The organism is Pseudomonas sp. KH_050, from assembly GCF_057838875.1.
Map to the genome: position 1 here is coordinate 1383683 of NZ_CM174478.1, position 14035 is coordinate 1397717.

The window sequence follows — 14035 nt, forward strand, 5'->3', positions numbered from 1 at the left end:
CCTGGAAGGCATTCTTCCGTTGAGGAACCATTTGATGCGCGCTTTTCTGTTGCTCTTTCTGCTGTTTCCGGTGCTAGAGCTGTTTGTGTTTGTCAAAGTCAGTTCGGCCATCGGCTTTTTCCCGGCCTTGCTGCTGATTATTCTTGGCTCGATGCTCGGAGTGCTGGTATTGCGCGTCGCCGGCCTGGCCACGGCCTTGCGGGCGCGTGAAAGTCTGAGCCGCGGCGAGTTGCCAGCCCAGCAAATGCTTGAAGGCCTGATGATGGCCCTGGGTGGCGGTCTGTTGATCCTGCCGGGTTTCATAAGCGACGTGTTTGGTTTGATCATGCTGTTGCCGATCACTCGGCGGTTGCTGGCCAACAAGATGCGTCAACGTGCCGAGGAGCAGGCGATTCGTCAACGCGCCTTTGCCGAAGACATGCAGGCTCGTGGCGGTCCGACCCCACAGCAGCCGCTTGGGCGCCAGCCGAACGTGATCGAGGGTGAGTTCGAACATCGCGATCCGTAACCCGTTTTGCTGGTCGACATGGCACCTGTGGGTGCCATGTTTGTTTTTTCTGGCTGACGTCGAAGGTAAAAATATTCGCTCATCAGCCCTTGTAATAAGCTGATACGCCCTTATGTAACGGTCACCGCAAGGTTTTGGTGGTGACACCAGACAGACTTCCGCGGTTCGCTTTGCGAGCCGCACCCGGCACCGCCGGATTTGTTAAACCCGCCGGGAATACACCGGCCGATGAAAACCACAATTAGGAGAGATCGACAATGATGCTTCGTCCTCTGCATGACCGCGTAGTCGTCCGTCGCAGCGAAGAAGAAAAGAAAACCGCTGGTGGTATCGTCCTGCCAGGTTCCGCTGCTGAAAAGCCAAACCAGGGTGAAGTCCTCGCCGTAGGCCCAGGCAAAGCGCTGGAGAACGGTGAAGTGCGTGCGCTGTCCGTGAAAGTGGGTGACAAGGTTGTATTCGGCCCTTACTCCGGCAGCAACACTGTGAAAGTAGACGGCGAAGACCTGCTGGTAATTGGCGAGAGCGAAATCCTCGCTGTTATCGAAGGCTGATTCCCCGCTCATTTTCCCGCTACTACAAAGTATTTAAGGAATATCGATCATGGCTGCTAAAGAAGTTAAATTCGGCGATTCCGCCCGCAAGAAAATGCTCACCGGTGTCAACGTCCTGGCTGACGCAGTAAAAGCGACCCTGGGCCCTAAAGGCCGTAACGTGATCATCGAGAAGAGCTTCGGCGCTCCGACCATCACCAAGGACGGCGTTTCCGTAGCCAAAGAAATCGAGCTGAAAGATCGCTTCGAAAACATGGGCGCGCAGCTGGTCAAAGACGTTGCCTCCCGTGCCAACGATGACGCAGGCGACGGCACCACCACCGCTACCGTTCTGGCTCAATCGATCGTCAACGAAGGCCTCAAGGCCGTCGCTGCCGGCATGAACCCGATGGACCTGAAGCGCGGTATCGACAAAGCCACCATCGCCATTGTCAAAGAGCTGAAAGCCCTGTCCAAGCCTTGCGCTGACACCAAGGCCATCGCTCAGGTCGGCACCATCTCCGCCAACTCCGACAACTCCATCGGCGACATCATTGCCGAAGCCATGGAAAAAGTCGGTAAAGAAGGCGTGATCACCGTTGAAGAAGGCTCGGGCCTGGAAAACGAACTGTCGGTTGTTGAAGGCATGCAGTTCGACCGTGGTTACCTGTCCCCGTACTTCATCAACAAACCAGACACCATGGTTGCCGAGCTCGACGGCCCGCTGATCCTGCTGGTCGACAAAAAGATCTCGAACATCCGCGAAATGCTGCCAGTACTGGAAGCCGTTGCCAAAGCCGGCCGTCCACTGCTGATCGTTGCCGAAGACGTTGAAGGCGAAGCCCTGGCGACTCTGGTCGTGAACAACATGCGCGGCATCGTTAAAGTTGCTGCCGTCAAAGCCCCGGGCTTTGGCGACCGTCGCAAGGCCATGCTGCAGGACATCGCTGTTCTGACTGGCGGTACCGTTATCTCCGAAGAGATCGGCCTGAGCCTGGAAAGCACTACCCTGGAACACCTGGGTAATGCCAAGCGCGTCATCCTGTCCAAAGAAAACACCACCATCATCGACGGTGCCGGCGTTGAGGCTGATATCCAGGCCCGCGTTCTGCAGATCCGTCAGCAAGTGGCTGATACTTCTTCGGACTACGACCGTGAAAAACTGCAAGAGCGTCTGGCCAAGCTGTCTGGCGGCGTTGCAGTGATCAAGGTTGGCGCTGGTTCCGAAGTTGAAATGAAAGAGAAGAAAGCCCGCGTTGAAGACGCCCTGCACGCTACCCGTGCAGCCGTTGAAGAAGGCGTGGTACCTGGCGGTGGCGTAGCACTGATTCGCGCTCTGCAAGCCATCAGCGAACTGAAAGGCGACAACGCTGATCAGAACGTCGGTATTGCTGTACTGCGTCGCGCTATCGAATCGCCTCTGCGCCAGATCGTTGCCAACTCCGGCGACGAGCCAAGCGTAGTTGTCGACAAGGTCAAGCAAGGTTCGGGTAACTTCGGTTACAACGCAGCCAGCGGCGAATACGGCGACATGATCGAAATGGGCATCCTGGATCCTACCAAAGTGACTCGTTCTGCTCTGCAGGCTGCGGCGTCCATTGGTGGCCTGATGCTGACCACCGAAGCCATGATCGCTGATGCTCCGGATGACAAACCAGCTGCCGGCGGCATGCCAGACATGGGCGGTATGGGTGGCATGGGCGGCATGATGTAAGCCAGCCTTACCCTGTACTGAAAAACCCCGTCGGCGTTAAGCCGGCGGGGTTTTTTTATGTCCCGGATTTGTGTAAGCCCCGTAAAGATCGCAGCCTGCGGCAGCTCCTACAGGGGACTCGATCGGCGTCTTTTGATCTTAAGACACCCTGACGCCGACAGGCTCTGCCTGAATCACCCGCTCAGCCTTGGATACCGGCCGATACAGAACGTAGTAATACGACCCCAGACAAATCAACCAGCAGAAAATCGCCGTCCACACGTTGTGGGAAAAGAAGTGCGCGCCCTGCATCATCCGGCCGATGGAAAACACCGTACCCAGCCCGAACGCAAAGATCAGCGCGTTGCGCGCCATTCGCGGGCGTCGGTCACGCAACACAAAGAACAGCGCAAATAACGTAAACCCCGTAGCCGCATGGCCGCCCGGCCAGCAACGACCGGGATTGTCGGTTTGTGGGCGCGGGCTGAGCAACTCGCTGTAAGTTTCCTTGCCACCGAACTCCTTCAGACTCCAGGGGCATTGCACGGCCGTCACGGCCTTGAGCGGGGTAATGAAAGACGTCGCCAGGGCCAGCGACATCACCAGGCAGCCCAGTTCGCGCTTGAGGGGTTTGAGTCGCGACAGAAAAAAACTGCCAATGAAACCGATAATCGCCAACATCGAGAAGCCGATGACCACCTGCTTGGCCCGCTCATGCAGGATGTCTTCCAGAAGGTAACTGTGCCTGATGAAACCGCCTGTGACAGGGCTATAAAACAGCTGCGCAAGGTCCATGTCCAAAGACGTCAACTCCAGCAAGACCAGGATGATCGCTGCAATGGCGGGCACACCCAGGCATAGCCAGAAGTTCAGCGGGCGTGAGTCGGGGCGGGCAACAGTTGAGGCCATGGCAAATCCTGCTTGGATAAACGTGCTCGGGAAGCGGCTGCGCGCGGAGTCTGGGCCGGGTCCTGTCGTCAGGTTGTGAATCGAGGGTGAAAAACTCGTCAAGCCGTTTCAACGACTTACCAACAGTCCCTGGCGCGGGAGACAGCCCTAGCCGTGGGCCACACTTGGCCTTAAGCTGCGCGAGCCAAGACGGCGGTTACTGTGTACGGAGGAGTGCCCATGCGAATTTTATTGGTTGAAGACAACCGCGATATCCTCGCCAATCTGGCCGATTACCTGGGGCTTAAAGGCTACACCGTGGATTGCGCGCAGGACGGATTGTCGGGTTTGCACCTGGCGGCGACCGAGCATTACGACCTGATAGTGCTCGACATCATGCTGCCTGGCATCGACGGTTACACCCTGTGCAAACGACTGCGTGAAGATGCCCGGCGCGATACCCCGGTAATCATGCTCACCGCCCGCGATCAACTGGATGACCGTCTGCAGGGCTTCAAGTCCGGGGCCGATGATTATCTGGTCAAGCCCTTTGCGCTGTCGGAGCTTGCGGCGCGGATCGAGGCGGTCATGCGTCGTACTCAGGGTGGCGGTCGCCGCGCTCTGCAAGTCGGCGATCTGAGCTATGACCTCGACACCCTTGAAGTGACCCGCGAAGGGCGTCTGCTCAAGCTCAATCCGGTAGGCCTCAAGCTGCTGGCGGTGCTGATGCAGAAGAGCCCGCATGTGTTGCGTCGCGAGATTCTCGAAGAGGCCCTGTGGGGCGATGACTGCCCGGACAGCGACAGCCTGCGCAGTCATGTCCACCAGTTGCGCCAAGTGATCGACAAACCCTTCGCCAAACCGTTGTTACACACGGTGCATGGCGTCGGCTATCGCTTGGCCGAGGGCCGTGATGGAGTTTAGACAGAGCCTTGCTCAACGAATCATCATCGCCTTTGCGTTGATGAGCGCGTTGGTTGCAGGGGCATTCGCCATGGGCATTGTGGCGACCGTGCATCTGGTGGAAGAGAAGCTGATTTCCGCAGGTCTGGGCGGCGATCTGCAGCGTCTGTTGCTGATGGACAGCGTCGCCGACTGGAGCCATCGACCGGAACCGGACCAATTGTTTTACTTCAGCGGTGGCCCCGGCGACTTTGACGTGCCCAAGGATCTGCGCAATCTGGATACGGGATTTCACGAGGTGTTTCGCGACCAGCTGTCGTATCACGCCATGGTCGAAATAGTCGACGGGCGGCGTTATGTGTTGATGCAGGACCAGAGTGATTTCGAAGAGCGTGAACGAGTACTGTTCGCCGTGGTGCTGGTGGGCTTTGTGCTGAGTCTGGCGCTGGCGGTGTTCCTCGGTTGGGTTCTGGCACGCAAGGTCATGGCGCCGGTGGTACGGCTGGCCCGACAGGTACGGCATCGCGACCAGTTGCTCGGCCTGGCACCGCCCTTGGCGCCGGACTACGCCGCGGATGAGGTGGGTGAGCTGGCGGTAGCCTTCGACGCCACCCTGGGGCGTTTACGCCAGGCATTGAGCCGTGAGCAGCTGTTTACCAGCGACGTCAGTCACGAACTGCGTACGCCGTTGATGGTGGTGGCCAGCTCTTGCGAACTGCTTCTGGAAAACCACGGCATCGACCAGCGCGGGCGGGCCCAGGTCGAACGGATTGCCCGCGCCTGTGAGGAAATGCGCGAACTGGTGCAGACTTTTCTGATGTTGGCCCGTGCCCAGCACGAAGATGCCAGCATGTCGCCGCAGCTGACCTTGAGTCAGGTGGCCGAAGAACTGATTGCACTGTGGCGCGAATCCATCGAGGCCAAGGGGCTCAAGCTTATCTATGAGCCGGGCGACCCGCTGGATACCCGCTATAACGCGACATTCCTGCATGCCGTCATGAGCAATCTGTTGCGCAATGCATTGCACTACACCGACCGTGGCTTTATTCGCCTGACGCTGGAACCGAGTGGCTTTGTGGTCGAGGACAGCGGTGTGGGAATTCCCGAAGAAAAACGCGAGGCGATGTTCGAGCCGTTCGTGCGCGGCAACGAGAAACGCGGTGAGGGGCTGGGTCTTGGCCTGTCACTGGTGCAGCGGATTTGTGAAAACCAGAGCTGGTGCGTCAGCCTCAGCACCATGCAGCCCAGTGGTTGTCGTTTCCATGTTCAGCTCAGTCCATTCAACGCCTGACACCTTCCTGTGCCCGGCTCCCCAAGGCTTGCAATGACCCGAAGCCTTAGCCGGCAGTGGCCTTGAGCCATTGCTGGCTGCTTGTAAAATCTTGAAATGCATCAGGATTGGACGGGACAAAGTTTTCACAACTCGATGACCTGACGACGACATGCCACGGCCTAAGGTGGAGCCATCAGTTACAGGAGACCCTGATGATGGCGGCGCCGATCAAACTTGAATTTTCTGAAAAATACACCGAACAGCACGCGCGCGAGTATTTGCTCAAGCACCAGGACGGCCTGGCTCGCAAGTTGTCTCATACACGCGACGAACAACTGGCCTCACGCGCGCTTGCGCTAGCCGCAGAGCCCGGTCTGGTGCTTGACCTGCCTTGCGGCGCCGGGCGGTTCTGGCCGTTGCTGGCGAGAAAACCGAATCGCGTCATCATCGGCGCCGACAACTCCCAAGCCATGCTGCAGATCGCCATGCTGGCCCAGCCCGCCGACGTGGTGAAAAGGGTACAACCCTTGCAGACATCAGCATTTGCCATTGACTTGCCGGATAACGCCGTCGACAGCATTTTTTGCATGCGTTTGCTTCATCACATCGGCGAGTCCAGTCATCGAATGGCCCTGTTGCGTGAGTTTCAGCGTGTTACTCGCGACAGCGTGATCATCTCCCTGTGGGTCGATGGCAACTTCAAGGCCTGGAAACGCAAGCGCATGGAGAAAAAGCGCCTGGAGGAAGGTGGGCAGGAGAGTTACCAAAATAGATTTGTGTTACCCGCCGCTACGGTAGAGGAAGAGTTCGAACAGGCCGGTTTCCGGATTCAGGAACATCTGGACTTTATTCCGCTCTACGCCATGTGGCGAGTGTACGTATTACGCAAGAGGTAACCGGATGGCAGTTAAACATGCTTCAGAAGCGGACGTCCCTTCTGAAGACCGCTTTGACTACTTCTGGAATTTACGCGGTGAGTGGGTAGAAGAGCCCAACCAACGCCGCGGCGGGGAAAGCGGCGTACAACGGATTCTGAGCAGTCATGGTCGATTGCTCTATTCGAAACGTCAGATCGGGCATATCTACCGCAGTTGGCTGCACCCTTTCGGGCGGCCGACGGTGCTGCGTGAGCGTGATGCCCTCAATGGCCTGCGTTTACTGGATGTGCGGGTACCGGAATTGGTGTTTTGCGGGGCGCAACGCGATGCTCAGCATCAATGGCGAGCGCTGTTGGTGACTGCGGCACTGGAGGGTTTCCTGGAAATAGACAATTGGTATGCCGCCGGTGGGCGCGAGCGCCATGGCGAGGACGTGCATGAGCGTCTGCTGCAAGAGTTGGCCGCGACTCTGGCGCGCATGCACAAAGGCCGATGGCAGCATGGATGTCTCTATGCCAAGCATATTTTCGTGCGGGTGACGGGTGAAGATGAAGCGGCCCGGGTCGAGGTGGCCTTGCTGGATCTGGAGAAGTCCCGACGGCGTCTGAGCAGTACTTTTGCTGCCGTCCACGACATGAAACAACTGCGTCGCCATTCGTCGTGGAGCCCTACGGACTGGCAGAAACTCAGCTATTTTTATAGCACGGCGTTTGGCAGCGCTATCAAAGGTTTAGAGTAATGAAACTAGAAGTTGCTCGAGGTTTGTTCTTGATTGGAGCCTTGGCAATTACTTCTTGGGCGGTAGCTGCTTGGGAACAGCCCCGCACACAGGTCCTCAGCGCAATGCACAGCGACGCGCATTGCCCCTTGCCACGGAAAGCCAAGGCAGCCGTGGTAACAAAACCCGATCAGGATTTTCTGCTGTTCATGTTCGGAATATCTCAGGGAATGAGGCCACAGAGTTGAAGAAAATGAAACCCGGATAAAAGGCCTCGCATTGCGAGGTCTTTTGGTATGTGCGTGGCTTGCCCGCGAAGGCGGCTTGGCGCTTGAGGGGCGGTGTACATATCCATTTCTGCGGTAACGGCCACTTAGGGTTTCGCCCTTACGGCGAGGCCCTTTTGTCAAACGCCACAAAAGGACCCAAAAAGGCTTGCCCCGAGCGTACGGCACCTCGCCAAGGCTCGGTGTTCCCTCGTTCCGGTGTCCATCATGGGGCGCCGCAATGCGGCGGAGTCAGCTGCGCTGACGGCGCTACGCGCCACCCCCCTGATGAACACCTCCACTCGGCCTGCCGAAGGGGCGGGTAGATCAAGATCAAGATCAAGATCAAAAGCCAGAGCCAGAGCCAGAGCCAGAGCGAAAGCGAAAGCGAACAAGCGAAGCAAAAACCGTCCGTGACAGTTCTTCAATGGTTCTGATAAGCATTGCTCTCACAGGCTAGGACCAGGCCCCTTTTCCAGTAGAGCCGAGTGGAGGTGTCATCCAGGGGGATGGCGCGAAGCGCCCCTCGGCGAAGCCGAGTTCCGCCGCATTGCGGCGCCCCCTGGATGGCGCCGGAGCGAGGGTATGCCGAGCCTTGGCGAGGGACCGGATGGAGGGGCAAGCGTTTTTTGGTTACTTTTTTTGGCGTTTGAAAAAAAGTGACTCGCCGTAAGGGCGAAACCGCCAGCCGCCGTTACCGCAGGAACGGATATGTACTCGGAAAAACCGCCAGCCGCCGTTACCGCAAGAACGGATATGTACTCGAAAAAACCGCCAGCAGCCGTTACCGCAGAAATAGATATGCACTTGGAAAAAAAACGCTGGCGTTCGCAGGCTGGTAAACCTCAACGCTTATCCGGCTTGGCCAGCAGGGTGTAGACGCAAGGCAGCACGAACAAGGTGAACAGCGTACCGATCGACATCCCGGTGGCGATCACCGTCCCGATATCGAACCGGCTGACCGCACCCGCGCCAGTGGCGATGATCAACGGCACCATACCGAACACCATCGCCGCGGTAGTCATCAACACCGGGCGCAAGCGAATTGCCGCGGCTTCTTCCACGGCTTCCCGGGCCGACATGCCCTTGTCCTTGCGCAACTGGTTGGCAAACTCGACGATCAGGATGCCATGCTTGCTGATCAACCCGATCAAGGTCACCAGTCCGACCTGGGTATAGATATTCATGCTCGACCAACCCAGGAACAGCGGGATCAGCGCACCACAGATCGACAGCGGGACGGTCACCAGGATCACCAGCGGGTCGCGGAAGCTTTCGAATTGCGCCGCCAGCACCAGAAAGATGATGGCCAGCGCCAAGGCAAAAGTCACCCACAACGCGCTGCCTTCCTGGACGAATTGCCGGGAAGCGCCGCCATAATCGAAGGCATACCCCGACCCGGCTTCCTCTTGGCCGATCTGGCGCACAGTCTCGATCGCTTCGCCCATGCTGACGAGCGGAACGCCCGAAATCGTCGCCGAGTTAAGCTGCTGGAACTGATTCAGCTGCCGCGGTCGAGCTCGCTCGGAGACGGTAATCAGGGTGGACAGTGGCAGCGCTACGCCCGCGGTGTTTTTCACGTAGTAGTTGCTCAGCCAGTCTGGATTGTCGCGGTAGACTCGTTCTACCTGGGCAATCACCTTGTAACTGCGGCCTTCGATGGTGAAGCGGTTGATTTCCGCCTCACCGAGCAATGTCGCCAGAGTGCCCCCCAGGTCCTGCATTGAAACGCCCATCTGCGCGGCTTTGGCACGGTCGATATCGACCACTACCTCAGGCTTGTCAAAGGCCAGGTCGATGTCGAGAAAAGCGAACTTGCCGGATTCCAGCGCGCGTTTTTTCACTCGGTCGGCGATTTGCAGCAGCGACTCATAGTCGTTCGGGGTGTTGATGATGAACGCGAATGGCATGCCCTCACCGGTACCCGGCAAGGACGGCAGGTTGAAGCCAAAGATTTGCAGCCCGGTGACGGCGGCGAGCTTGCCTTGAATCTCGGGGAGAATTTGCATCTGGGTCCGGCTGCGCTCGCTCCACGGTTTGAGCAGGAAACCGCCGATCCCCGATTGTACCCCGTTGAAACCGTTGATCTGGAACGATGAGTAGTACTCGGGGAACTCTTTGAAGATGGTGACGAATTCGTCGGTGTAGGTGTTGAGGTAGTCGAGGTTGGTCGGCTGTGGTGCGCTGGCCATTATGAAGACGACACCCTGATCTTCATCCGGCGCCAGTTCCGACTTGGTGAACTTCAGCAGTACCGGGATCAGGCACAGGACGATCACGGCGAACACCAGCACCACCGGCCGGGTGTTGAGGGTGCCGTGAAGCAGGCTCTGATAGCGGCGCTTCAAGCCATCGAAAATCAGGTCGAGGCGATGGGCCAGGCCGGTCGGATTTTCATCGTGGCGCAAGAGCAGGGCGCACATCATTGGCGACAGGGTCAGGGCGACGATCCCGGAGATCACTACCGCACCGGCCAGGGTCAGCGCAAACTCCTTGAACAACGCCCCGGTCAGGCCTTCGAGAAACCCGATGGGCGCGTAGACCGCAGCCAGGGTGATGGTCATCGAAACCACCGGCATGGCAATTTCCCGAGCGCCCTCTATGGCGGCGTCGAGCGGTGTCTTGCCTTCTTCGATGTGCCGGTGGATGTTCTCCACCACCACGATCGCATCGTCCACCACCAGCCCGATGGCCAGCACCATCGCCAGCAAGGTCAACAGGTTGATCGAGTAACCCATCAGCTGCATGAAAAACATCACGCCAATCATCGACAGCGGGATGGTGATCACCGGAATCAGCACCGAACGCAGCGCGCCGAGGAACAGGAACACCACGACAATCACGATCAGCACCGCTTCAAACAGGGTTTTCACCACCTCATTGATCGACGCCTGAATAAACAGCGTGGCGTCGTAGGCGATCTCCGCTTTCAGGTTCGTTGGCAGTTGGGCTTCCAGCTCCGGCATGATCTTGCGTACTTCCTTGATCACGTCCAGCGGGTTGGCGGCGGGGGTGGCCTTGATGCCGATGTACACCGACGGCGTACCCCCGAAGGAGCTGACGGTGTCGTAGTTCTCGGCGCCCATTTCCACCCGTGCCACATCACTGAGCAGCACCCGGCTGTCACCCTCGGTTTTCAGCGCGATAGCGGCAAAGGCCTCGGCGGACTTGAGCTCGGTGTTGGCGTTGATGCTGGTGACCACGTACTCGCCTTTCACCTCGCCGGCGGCGGAGAGGAAGTTGTAACGACGTACCGCATCGGTCACATCACTGGCGCTGAGGCCGTAGCCGGCGAGCTTGACCGGGTCCAGCCACAGGCGCATGGCGAACACCTGGTTGCCAAGAATCTCGGCTTCAGCCATGCCTGGCAAGGTCGCCAGTTTCGGCTGGATCACCCGTGACAGGTAGTCGGTGATCTGCGGGTTGCTCAGGTCATTGCTGAAGAAGCTGATGTACATCAGCGCCGAGGCGTCCGCAGCCTCCTTGCTCAGCACCGGGTCTTCGGCATCCTGGGGTAGCTGGTTCTTGACCTCGTTGGCCTTGGCCAGCAGCTCGGTGAACAACCGGTCGCTGTTGGCGCCGATTCGCGCATAGATCGAAATCACCGAGAAATTCTGCCGGCTGACCGAGGTCATGTAATCGATGCCTTCGGCACTCGCCAGGCTCTGCTGCATCGGCTGGGTGATGTAACCCTGGATGGTTTCGGCATTGGCCCCGGGGTAGGCGGTGGTCACGGTGATCAGGGCGTTTTCCATCTGCGGATACTGGCGCAGCGGCAGCTTGCTCCAGGCCTGGACGCCCAGTAGCACGATCAACAGGCTGATGACGGTGGCGAGCACCGGGCGGCGGATGAACGGATCGGTAAAAGCCATGGGGATTCCTTGATCAGTCAGCGCGGGGCTGGCTGTTCTGTTCGGCTGGCAAATGCTTGTCGGGGCTGATGGCAATGTGGGCGTCGTTGGTCAGTTTGATCTGACCGGCGCTGACCACTTGTTCGCCGTTCTGCAGGCCTTTGGTGACCAGCACCAGCCCGTCGCGCCGCTCGCCGGTCTCGATAAAGCGTCGCTCGGCGATCAGTACCGGTTGCCCGTTGGCGTCCTTCTCGACGCTACCGTCGGCGGCTTTTTTCTGCGCCACCACAAATATCGAATTGCCATAGAGGGTGTAGGTGATCGCGCTTTCCGGTACCACAATCTTTGGCTGAGGGTCCGGCAGTATCACTTGCAGGCTGGCGAACATGCCAGGCAGCAACTTGCCTTCCGGATTGGCCAGGGTCGCGCGCACCAGCACGTTGCGGGTGCTGTCTTCGACTTTCGGGTTGATCGCGCTGATGGTTCCGGGGAAGTTCTGCGTCGGGTAGGCCGAGACGGTGACCTGAACCGGTTGCCCCAGGGCAATTTTCGGTATCGCCTGCTCCGGCACGAAGAAGTCGACGTAGAGGCTGCTCAGGTCCTGCAAGGTGGCGATCATCGTGCCGCTGGGCAGGTAGTCGCCGACATCCACCTGACGGATACCGATGGTGCCGCTGAAGGGCGCGACGATGTGTTTCTTCGCCAGGATAGCCTTGAGCTGGTTGACCGTGGCTTTGTTCTTGTGCAGCAGTGCCGAGAGCCGGTCGAATTCGCCTTTGGAAATCGCCTGGCTGCCCACCAGCTGACTGCCTCGGCCGTAGTCCAGTTGCGAGAGGCCGAGGTCGGCCTGGGCGGTTTCCAGCAGGGCGCTTTCCACCGCGCTGTCGAGTTGCACGAGCGGCTGGCCGGACTTGACCTTCTGTCCGGACTGGAACTGCACTTCCTTGACCGTCCCGTCAGTCTCCAGGCTCAAATCGACCCCTTGCAATGCCTTGAGCGTGCCGACTGTGGGTAGACGGCCTTGCCACGGACGTTCAGTGGCAGTGGCCACCGCCACGCTCACCGGTGGTTGTGGCGCAGAAAACACCTGGATCTCCTGATAGATGGAGAAGGCTTTATAGCCGGCCAGCATCAGTACGATAAGCAGGACAACACCCAACATGATCAGCATGCGGCGGCGCAGCATATTCCGGTTCCTTGGAAAAAAAGCTGAAACAGACAAGATGAGACAGACGGGACATTACGCCCGGCGTGCCGCTGATTCTATATGCTCGTCTGAGGATTGTGCATAGCCCTGAAAGATCGCAGCCTTCGGCAGTTCCTACGGAATGTGGCCTGCCTCAATATCGAGGCGCGCCTCGGTCCGCGTAGGAGCTGCCGAAGGCTGCGATCTTGGCGGCCTCGTTGATGCCGAAAATCTTAGATCAAATGCAGATGGTTGTCCCAGAGCCCCGCGGGTAACTCAAGGGGTTTGGCAACCAGCGGCGTCTGACGACAATCGTAGAATCGGCAACGTCCCTGACCCGAGGTGACGACGAAGCCATCGGCCACGGCGCCGACCCCGGCACAGTCGGGCAACGGCGCGTCGAGGCGCAGTTGAGCGGTGTCCAGGTCCCAGATAAAGAAGCGGTTGCCCCGCGGTGCGGTGAGCGCCACCAGGCGCAATTCGCTGTGCACCGCGACGCTGGCGGTGTAGTGCCCCATGGCCTGCAACTGCTGCTCGGCAACCGGGAAGGCCACAAAAGGCTCGCCGGGGCGCTTGATCGCCAGCAGCTCGGAGGACTCGTGGGCATCGCCCATGAACTGCTGGCCGGCGACGATGGTGCCGTCGCTGGCAATGCCCAGGTGACGCACGCTGTTCATCGACTGGGCGAGGGTTTCTTTGCTCAGTAACCTGCCGTCGCGCTGCATCAGCACCAGGCTTGGCTGCATGGCATTGAGGTTCATCTCGACCCGGCTTTCGGCCTCTGTACGGATTCCGCCATTGGCCACCACCAGGGTTTCACCGTCGGGCATCCATGACACCTGATGCGGGCCGATGCCATGGGTGGAAAGCTCGCCGGAGTGAACCAATCGTTCACCTTCGAAGCGGTACACGCCAAGCAGGCCGCGACCCGGATCGGTGGTGTCGTTTTCGGTGGCGTAGAGCCAGTCACCGCTCTGGTGAATCACCGCGTGACCATAGAAATGCCGGTTCGGCTGCGAGACCAGAGTCTGCAACAGCGTGCCGTCGCGCAGATCGATCAGGTAACTCTCGGTCCCGGGGCGCCGGGCGACGAACAGGGCAATCGGCAGCGTCGGATGATTGATGATGTCGTGGCAGCGCTGGCCGACCCGGGTGGCGAACACTTGGGTGCCATCCAGCCGATAACCGACGGCATAGTGCTGGCCGTCGCCATCGTTGCGCGCCGAGAGCAGCAGCGGGCTTTGGTCCTTTTGCCGAAACAGCGTCCAGCCGCCCAGCGTCACCGCACCCAGCAACAAACTGCCTAAAGTCAACGCCTGGCGTCGCAGCATGGAGCTAACC

12 protein-coding genes are annotated in these 14035 nt (G+C 59.0%); 8 read left to right on the top strand and 4 right to left on the bottom strand.

Annotated elements, in window-relative coordinates:
* Positions 1 to 34: 34 nt before the first annotated feature.
* The 3 genes from AC3IUA_RS06405 (at position 35) to groL (ending at position 2752) form a co-directional block, all read left to right on the top strand.
* The gene (locus AC3IUA_RS06405) at positions 35 to 508 is read left to right on the top strand and encodes an FxsA family protein (RefSeq protein ID WP_489359636.1); all 474 of its coding nucleotides are present in this window, start codon (positions 35 to 37) and stop codon (positions 506 to 508) included.
* Positions 509 to 765: 257 nt separating this feature from the next.
* A complete protein-coding gene (locus AC3IUA_RS06410) occupies positions 766 to 1059 on the top strand; it encodes a co-chaperone GroES (RefSeq protein WP_489359637.1) in 294 nt (97 codons plus the stop codon).
* A gap of 49 nt (positions 1060 to 1108) precedes the next feature.
* On the top strand, positions 1109 to 2752 hold the full coding sequence (gene groL, locus AC3IUA_RS06415; protein ID WP_489359638.1) for a chaperonin GroEL: 1644 nt from the start codon (positions 1109 to 1111) through the stop codon (positions 2750 to 2752).
* Between the two features lie 138 nt (positions 2753 to 2890).
* Here the strand turns inward: groL and AC3IUA_RS06420 are convergent, their stop codons facing one another.
* Positions 2891 to 3640 (bottom strand): phosphatase PAP2 family protein, encoded by a 750-nt coding sequence (locus tag AC3IUA_RS06420; RefSeq protein WP_489359639.1) that lies wholly within the window; start codon positions 3638 to 3640, stop codon positions 2891 to 2893.
* A 219-nt stretch (positions 3641 to 3859) separates the two neighbouring features.
* Between AC3IUA_RS06420 and colR the strand changes: the two genes are divergently transcribed.
* The 5 genes from colR (at position 3860) to AC3IUA_RS06445 (ending at position 7639) form a co-directional block, all read left to right on the top strand.
* A complete protein-coding gene (gene colR, locus AC3IUA_RS06425; RefSeq protein WP_150803962.1) occupies positions 3860 to 4543 on the top strand; it encodes a two-component system response regulator ColR in 684 nt (227 codons plus the stop codon).
* Positions 4533 to 5813, top strand: a complete 1281-nt coding sequence (locus tag AC3IUA_RS06430) for a sensor histidine kinase (protein ID WP_489359640.1) — start codon at positions 4533 to 4535, stop codon at positions 5811 to 5813. Before colR ends, AC3IUA_RS06430 begins: the two co-directional genes overlap by 11 nt.
* 197 nt (positions 5814 to 6010) lie before the next feature.
* Entirely contained in the window at positions 6011 to 6691 is a 681-nt protein-coding gene (locus AC3IUA_RS06435; RefSeq protein ID WP_489362251.1) for a class I SAM-dependent methyltransferase, read from the top strand.
* Positions 6692 to 6695: 4 nt separating this feature from the next.
* Positions 6696 to 7412, top strand: coding sequence for a lipopolysaccharide kinase InaA family protein (locus AC3IUA_RS06440; RefSeq protein WP_489359641.1), 717 nt, complete (start codon positions 6696 to 6698; stop codon positions 7410 to 7412).
* Positions 7412 to 7639 (top strand): hypothetical protein, encoded by a 228-nt coding sequence (locus AC3IUA_RS06445; RefSeq protein ID WP_489359642.1) that lies wholly within the window; start codon positions 7412 to 7414, stop codon positions 7637 to 7639. The genes AC3IUA_RS06440 and AC3IUA_RS06445 overlap by 1 nt, the downstream gene beginning before the upstream one ends.
* An 863-nt stretch (positions 7640 to 8502) precedes the next feature.
* Here the strand turns inward: AC3IUA_RS06445 and AC3IUA_RS06450 are convergent.
* The 3 genes from AC3IUA_RS06450 to AC3IUA_RS06460 all read right to left on the bottom strand — a co-directional run bounded on the left by AC3IUA_RS06450 (position 8503) and on the right by AC3IUA_RS06460 (position 14025).
* Positions 8503 to 11529: a multidrug efflux RND transporter permease subunit gene (locus AC3IUA_RS06450; protein WP_489359643.1), complete on the bottom strand. Its 3027-nt coding sequence runs from the start codon at positions 11527 to 11529 to the stop codon at positions 8503 to 8505.
* A 13-nt stretch (positions 11530 to 11542) separates the two neighbouring features.
* Positions 11543 to 12694 carry an efflux RND transporter periplasmic adaptor subunit gene (locus AC3IUA_RS06455; protein WP_489359644.1) on the bottom strand — a complete coding sequence of 384 codons (1152 nt, stop codon included), beginning with the start codon at positions 12692 to 12694 and terminating at the stop codon, positions 11543 to 11545.
* Positions 12695 to 12927: 233 nt separating this feature from the next.
* On the bottom strand, positions 12928 to 14025 hold the full coding sequence (locus AC3IUA_RS06460) for a DUF1513 domain-containing protein (RefSeq protein WP_489359645.1): 1098 nt from the start codon (positions 14023 to 14025) through the stop codon (positions 12928 to 12930).
* Positions 14026 to 14035: the final 10 nt, after the last annotated feature.